The following is a 5763-nucleotide window of genomic DNA, read 5'->3' on the forward strand; positions in this document are numbered from 1 at the left end:
CAGGGCCAGGGGCCAGGGCCAGGGCCAGGGCCAGGGGCCGGGCCAGGGGCCGGGGCCAGGGCCAGGGCCGGGGGCCGGGCCGGCCACGCGAAATGGAGTGGCCGGGGCCGTGCCGAGCGGCCGATGATGAGCCGACATGAGCAACCTCACATCGATCGCCGCCCGGGTGGCCGCCGGCGCTACCGTCGAGTTCCGGCCGACCGGCTCGTCGATGGTGCCGCTGATCCGCAGCCGGCAGCTCGTCACGGTCGCGCCCGTCGATCCCGCGGAGGTTGTCGTCGGGGACATCGTGCTGGCCCGCGTGGCCGGCGCCGTCTATCTGCATCTCGTCTCCGCAGTCGATCCGGTCAAGGGCCGCGTGCAGATCAGCAACAACCGGGGCCGGATCAACGGATGGACCGGCTACGCCCGGGTCTACGGCATCTGCACAGCCGTCGACGGCCGGCCCCGGCCGGGAACCCGCCGGGCAGACGCCGGACGGACGCCGAACCGACCGTAGACGCCCGGCCCGGCGAAACAGCCGGACCCGACGACCGCACCCGGCCGAGAGGCCCTACTCCTCCTCCACGTCCGCGACGATCACCGTGACGTTGTCCGGCGCCCCGGCTTCCAACGTCCGCGCGATCAGCTCCGCCGCGCACACCTGCCGGTCCCCGTACGACCGCAGCGTGGTCGCGATCACCTCGTCCTCGACGTAGTCACTCAGCCCGTCGCTGCAGAGCAGGAACCTGTCCCCCACCCGCACCGGCACCATCCGCCCCGCCGGCCGGAACGGCCCACCCTGCACCGCCTGGGTCACCAGCGCCCGCTGCGGGTGCCGGCGCGCGTCGTCCGGGGTCAGCACCCCTTGATCCACCAGCGCCTGCACATAAGTGTCATCCCGCGTGATCTGCGTCAACTCGCCATCACGGCTCAGGTAGCACCGGGAGTCGCCCACGTTCAGGGCGGCCACCCGGTCGCCGGACAGCATGAGAGTTGTCACCGTGGTGCCCATGCCGTCGCGGGCGTCGTCGTCGGCGACTGCTTCCTCGATGCGCTTGTTGGCTGTTTCCAGCGCCGCGATCAGGTCCTGCAGGGGCTCCCCCGTGTCCGGTTTCGCGTCCACGTCGGCCAGGGCGGTGACCAGGATGTCGCTGGCCAGTTCTCCGGCCGGCAGGCCGCCCATGCCGTCCGCCACGACCAGCAACCGGTCGCCGACGAAGACCGCGTCCTCGTTGTTCGACCGGACCAGGCCCTGATCGGAGGCGGCGACCGCACGAAGCACGACACTCATGTCACAAGACTGCCAAAGGGCTGCGGCGGTGTCTGTAGTACGTAGTACGTAGTGTTGGGTGGTGATGCCGGTACCGATGGTGGGACGAACGGACGCGTTGGACGAGCTCCGGCGCGCCTGGGAGCGTGTCGGCGCCACCCGCAGGTGCGTGCCCGCCGTGATCACCGGGCTGCCCGGCACCGGCAAGAGCACCCTGGTCTCGGCCGCTTTGCAGCTCACGACCCCTCAGGTCATCCTGTCCGGCTCCGCTCGGCTGCATTCGCCCGCCCCCTACGACTGGCTCGCCGCCGTGCTGGCCGGGCTGGGGCCGCGCCCCGGGCTGCCGGTGCCGCCGGACGCTCTGGCCTGGCTTGCCCAGGATCCCGATGTCCCCCGGGAGCGGTACACGCCCGACGCGCTGCTGCGGCTGGCCGTCACCACCGTGCGGACGCTGGTGGGCGGTCGTCCCGCCGTACTCGTGGTCGAGGATCTGCACGCGCTGGACCCGGCCAGCCTTAACCTGATCGGTGAGCTCGCCGCCGCTGATCTTCCGGCCCTGCTGGTCGTGACCAGCCGGCCGCCCGAGGCGGCGGTCTCTCCGCTGCTCACGGCCCGGGTCCTGGCCCGGCTGTCCGGCGCCCCCGGCGCGGTGCGCCAGCATCTGGGTGCGCTGACCGCCGGGCAGGTGAGCCGCATCCTGGCCCACGTGTACGGGGCCAGCTGCCCGTCCCCGCAGGTCACCGAGGCGGTGTGGCGCCGCACCGGCGGTAACCCGTACCGGTTGAGTGAGCTGCTGGCCATGGCTGGTGGACCGGAGGCGCTGGCCGACGCGCCGCTGCCCGCCCACCTCCAGGAGCAGCCCGAGCTGACCGCGCGGGAGCGGGAGGTCATCGGCTGCCTGGCCGAGGGCATGTCCAACAAGCAGATCGCCCGCGCGCTGGGCATCTCGGTGCGCACGGTCACCGTGCACGTGTCGAATCTGCTGCGCAAGACCGGCGCCGCCTCGCGCACCGAGGCCGCGCTGTGGGCCGTTCAGCGTGACCTCAAGGCCACAGCAGCGTCTTGATCGAGCGGCGCTCGTCCATCGCCGCATAGGCCTCGGCCACCTTCTCCATCGGCAGCTCCAGGTCGAACACCGCACCGGCGTCCAGCGTGCCGGCCAGCACGTCGGCGAGCAGCTCCGGCAGGTACGGCCGCACCGGCGCGACGCCACCGGCCACCGCGATGTTGTCGGCGAACATCTTTTTGATCGGCAGCTCCGCCCCGCCCAGCGGCACCCCCACGTAGCCGATCCGGCCGCCGGGGCGCACCGACGCCATCGCCTGGGCCATCGACTCCTTGTTGCCGACGCATTCGAGCACGGCGTCCGCGCCCTGGTCGGCGAGCAGGTCACGCAGTGCCGCGGCGCCGTCGTCGCCGCGTTCGGAAATGACGTCGGAGGCGCCGAAGCCGGTCGCGACGTTCTGCCGGTCGGTGTACGACGAGAAGGCGATCACCCGGTCGGCCCCGAGGCGGACGGCCGCCCGGACCGCGCACAGGCCGACCGCGCCGTCGCCGACCACCGCGACCGTGCTGCCCGGGCCCACACCTGCGGAGACAGCGGCGTGGTGGCCGGTGACCAGGACGTCGGAGAGGGCCAGCAGGGCCGGAATCTGCTCGCGATCCGGATGCTCCGGCGTGGCGACCAGGGTGCCGTCGGCCAGCGGTACGCGCACGTACTGCCCCTGGCCGCCGTCGAGGGTGCGGCCGTCGCGGTCGGTGCCGCCGTACCACTGGGCCTGGACGCACGAGGTGGTGACGCCCTGCCGGCAGTGCACGCAGGTGCCGTCGCTGATCGAGAACGGGGAGATGACGAAGTCACCGGCCCGCAGGGTGGTCACGCCGGCGCCGATCTCCTCGACCACGCCGACGAACTCGTGGCCGATCGGGTGCGGGTCGGCCGGCGGCCGCGCACCCCGGAACGTCCACAGGTCGGAGCCGCAGACGCAGGCGGCGACCACCCGCACGATCGCGTCCGTGGGCAGCTGGATGGTCGGGTCCGGACGCTGCTCCCAGCGGATGTCGCGGGGCGCGTACCACATCGCGGCGTGCATTCCCCCGACCTTACCCGCGCCCGGGCCGGGTGATCATCCGCGCGGGATTCGCGGGGCGGCGCGACAAGCACAGGGCGCCTCGGTCACAATCGTCGGCGTGACGACCAGCATCCATCAGCGCATTGCCCAGGAGCTCGGGGTCCGCGAGGGACAGGTGACCGCGGCGGTCGACCTGCTGGACGGCGGAGCCACCGTGCCGTTCATCGCCCGTTACCGCAAGGAGGTCACCGGCACCCTCGACGACCAGCAGCTGCGCACGCTCGAGGAGCGGCTCGGCTATCTGCGGGAGCTCGAGGACCGTCGCGCGGCCGTGCTCGAGTCGATCCGCTCGCAGGGCAAGCTCGACGACGCCCTCGAGGCGCAGATCCTCGCCGCGGAGTCCAAGGCCCGGCTCGAGGACATCTACCTGCCGTTCAAGCCCAAGCGCCGGACCCGGGCCCAGATCGCCCGCGAGGCCGGCCTGGAGCCGCTGGCCGACCTGCTGCTCGGCGACGCGACCCGGGACCCCAAGGCGGAGGCGGCGGCCTACGTGGACGCTGACAAGGGCGTCGCGGACGTGACCGCGGCGCTCGACGGCGCTCGGGCGATCCTGATCGAGCGCTTCGCCGAGGACCCCGACCTCATCGGTGAGCTGCGTGAACGCATGTGGACCAAGGGCCGGCTGATCGCCAAGGTGCGCGAGGGCAAGGAGACCGAGGGCGCCAAGTTCGCGGACTACTTCGACTTCGCCGAGCCGTTCACCAAGCTGCCCTCGCACCGCATCCTCGCCATGTTCCGCGGCGAGAAGGAGGACGTGCTCGACCTGACCATGGAGCCCGAGGAGGGCGCCGAGGAGGGCGAGCGGTCCAGCTTCGAGGCGTCGGTGGCCGGCCGGTTCGGCATCACCGACCACGGCCGCCCCGGCGACCGCTGGCTGCTCGACACCGTGCGGTGGGCCTGGCGGACCAGGATCCTCATCCACCTGGGCGCGGACCTGCGGGTCCGGCTCTGGCAGGCGGCCGAGGACGAGGCGGTACGCGTCTTCGCGGCGAACCTGCGCGACCTGCTGCTGGCGGCCCCGGCCGGCAGCCGTACGACGATGGGTCTCGACCCCGGCTTCCGCACCGGCGTCAAGGTGGCCATCGTCGACTCGACCGGCAAGTGCGTGGCCACCTCGACGATCTACCCGCACGTCCCGCAGAACAAGTGGGACCAGTCGCTGCACACCCTGGCCACGCTGGCCAAAGAGCACAAGGTCGACCTGGTGGCGATCGGCAACGGCACCGCCTCGCGGGAGACCGACCGGCTGGCGGCGGACCTGATCAAGCTGCACCCTGAGCTCAAGCTGACCAAGGTGATGGTCTCCGAGGCCGGTGCGTCTGTTTACTCGGCTTCGGCGTACGCGTCGCAGGAACTGCCCGGTATGGACGTCTCCTTGCGCGGCGCGGTCTCCATTGCCCGCCGCCTGCAGGACCCGCTGGCCGAACTGGTCAAGATCGACCCCCGGTCTATCGGCGTCGGGCAGTACCAGCACGACCTGTCCGAGGTGAAGCTGTCGAAGTCGCTGGACGCGGTGGTCGAGGACTGTGTGAACGCCGTCGGGGTGGACGTCAACACGGCGTCGGCCCCGCTGCTGACCCGGGTGTCGGGCATCGGCGCCGGCCTGGCCGAGAACATCGTCATGCACCGCGACGCCAACGGCCCGTTCAAGAACCGCTCCCAGATCAAGAAGGTGGCCCGGCTCGGCCCGAAGGCGTTCGAGCAGTGCGCGGGCTTCCTGCGCATCCCGGACGGCGACGACCCGCTGGACGCGTCCAGTGTGCACCCCGAGTCGTACCCGGTGGTCCGGACCATCCTGGCCACCGCCGGCGGCGACCTGAAGACGGTGATCGGCAACAGCCCGCTGCTGCGCGCCCTGCGCCCGGAGAAGTTCGTCACCGACACCGTCGGCCTGCCGACCGTCACGGACATCCTGCGCGAGCTGGAGAAGCCGGGCCGGGACCCGCGCCCGGCGTTCACCACGGCGACGTTCGCCGACGGCGTCGAGAAGATCGCCGACCTGCGCCCGGGCATGATCCTGGAGGGCGTGGTGACCAACGTGGCGGCGTTCGGCGCGTTCGTCGACGTCGGCGTGCACCAGGACGGCCTGGTGCACGTGTCGGCGCTGTCCAACACGTACGTGAAGGACCCGCGCGAGGTGGTCAAGTCCGGCGACGTCGTGAAGGTGCGGGTGGTGGAGGTCGACGAGGCGCGCAAGCGGATCTCGCTGACCATGAAGCTCGAGGACAAGCCGGAGCAGCGCGCGCCGCGTGAGCCGCGGGAGGCCCGGCCGGGTGGCGGTCAGCCCCGCCAGGGTGGCCAGCCGCGGCAGGGCGGGCAGCCCCGGCAGGGCGGTCAGCCCCGGCAAGGCGGCCAGGGCGGTCAGGGCGGCGGTCGAGG

The 5763-nt window shown here is 72.2% G+C and carries 5 protein-coding genes; 3 read left to right on the forward strand and 2 right to left on the reverse strand.

Annotation, left to right across the window (positions count from 1 at the left end):
* Window positions 1-136 precede the first annotated feature (136 nt).
* Window positions 137-499 (forward strand): hypothetical protein, encoded by a 363-nt coding sequence (locus AB0C29_RS30520; RefSeq protein WP_360827314.1) that lies wholly within the window; start codon window positions 137-139, stop codon window positions 497-499.
* 54 nt (window positions 500-553) lie between these two features.
* Here AB0C29_RS30520 and AB0C29_RS30525 read toward each other — a convergent pair whose 3' ends face one another.
* The gene (locus tag AB0C29_RS30525; RefSeq protein ID WP_360827317.1) at window positions 554-1273 is read right to left on the reverse strand and encodes a protein phosphatase 2C domain-containing protein; all 720 of its coding nucleotides are present in this window, start codon (window positions 1271-1273) and stop codon (window positions 554-556) included.
* Window positions 1274-1349: 76 nt separating this feature from the next.
* Between AB0C29_RS30525 and AB0C29_RS30530 the strand changes: the two genes are divergently transcribed.
* Entirely contained in the window at window positions 1350-2318 is a 969-nt protein-coding gene (locus AB0C29_RS30530) for a LuxR C-terminal-related transcriptional regulator (protein WP_360827321.1), read from the forward strand.
* On the opposite strand, the gene AB0C29_RS30535 is transcribed toward AB0C29_RS30530, so the two are convergent.
* The gene (locus AB0C29_RS30535) at window positions 2296-3345 is read right to left on the reverse strand and encodes a zinc-dependent alcohol dehydrogenase family protein (RefSeq protein WP_360827324.1); all 1050 of its coding nucleotides are present in this window, start codon (window positions 3343-3345) and stop codon (window positions 2296-2298) included. The genes AB0C29_RS30530 and AB0C29_RS30535 overlap by 23 nt on opposite strands.
* 97 nt (window positions 3346-3442) lie before the next feature.
* Here AB0C29_RS30535 and AB0C29_RS30540 point away from each other — a divergent pair.
* A partial coding sequence (locus AB0C29_RS30540) for a Tex family protein (RefSeq protein WP_360827327.1) occupies window positions 3443-5763 on the forward strand: 2321 nt, incomplete at its 3' end.

The sequence above is a fragment of the Actinoplanes sp. NPDC048791 genome, assembly GCF_040650095.1.
Classification (GTDB): Bacteria; Actinomycetota; Actinomycetes; order Mycobacteriales; family Micromonosporaceae; genus Actinoplanes.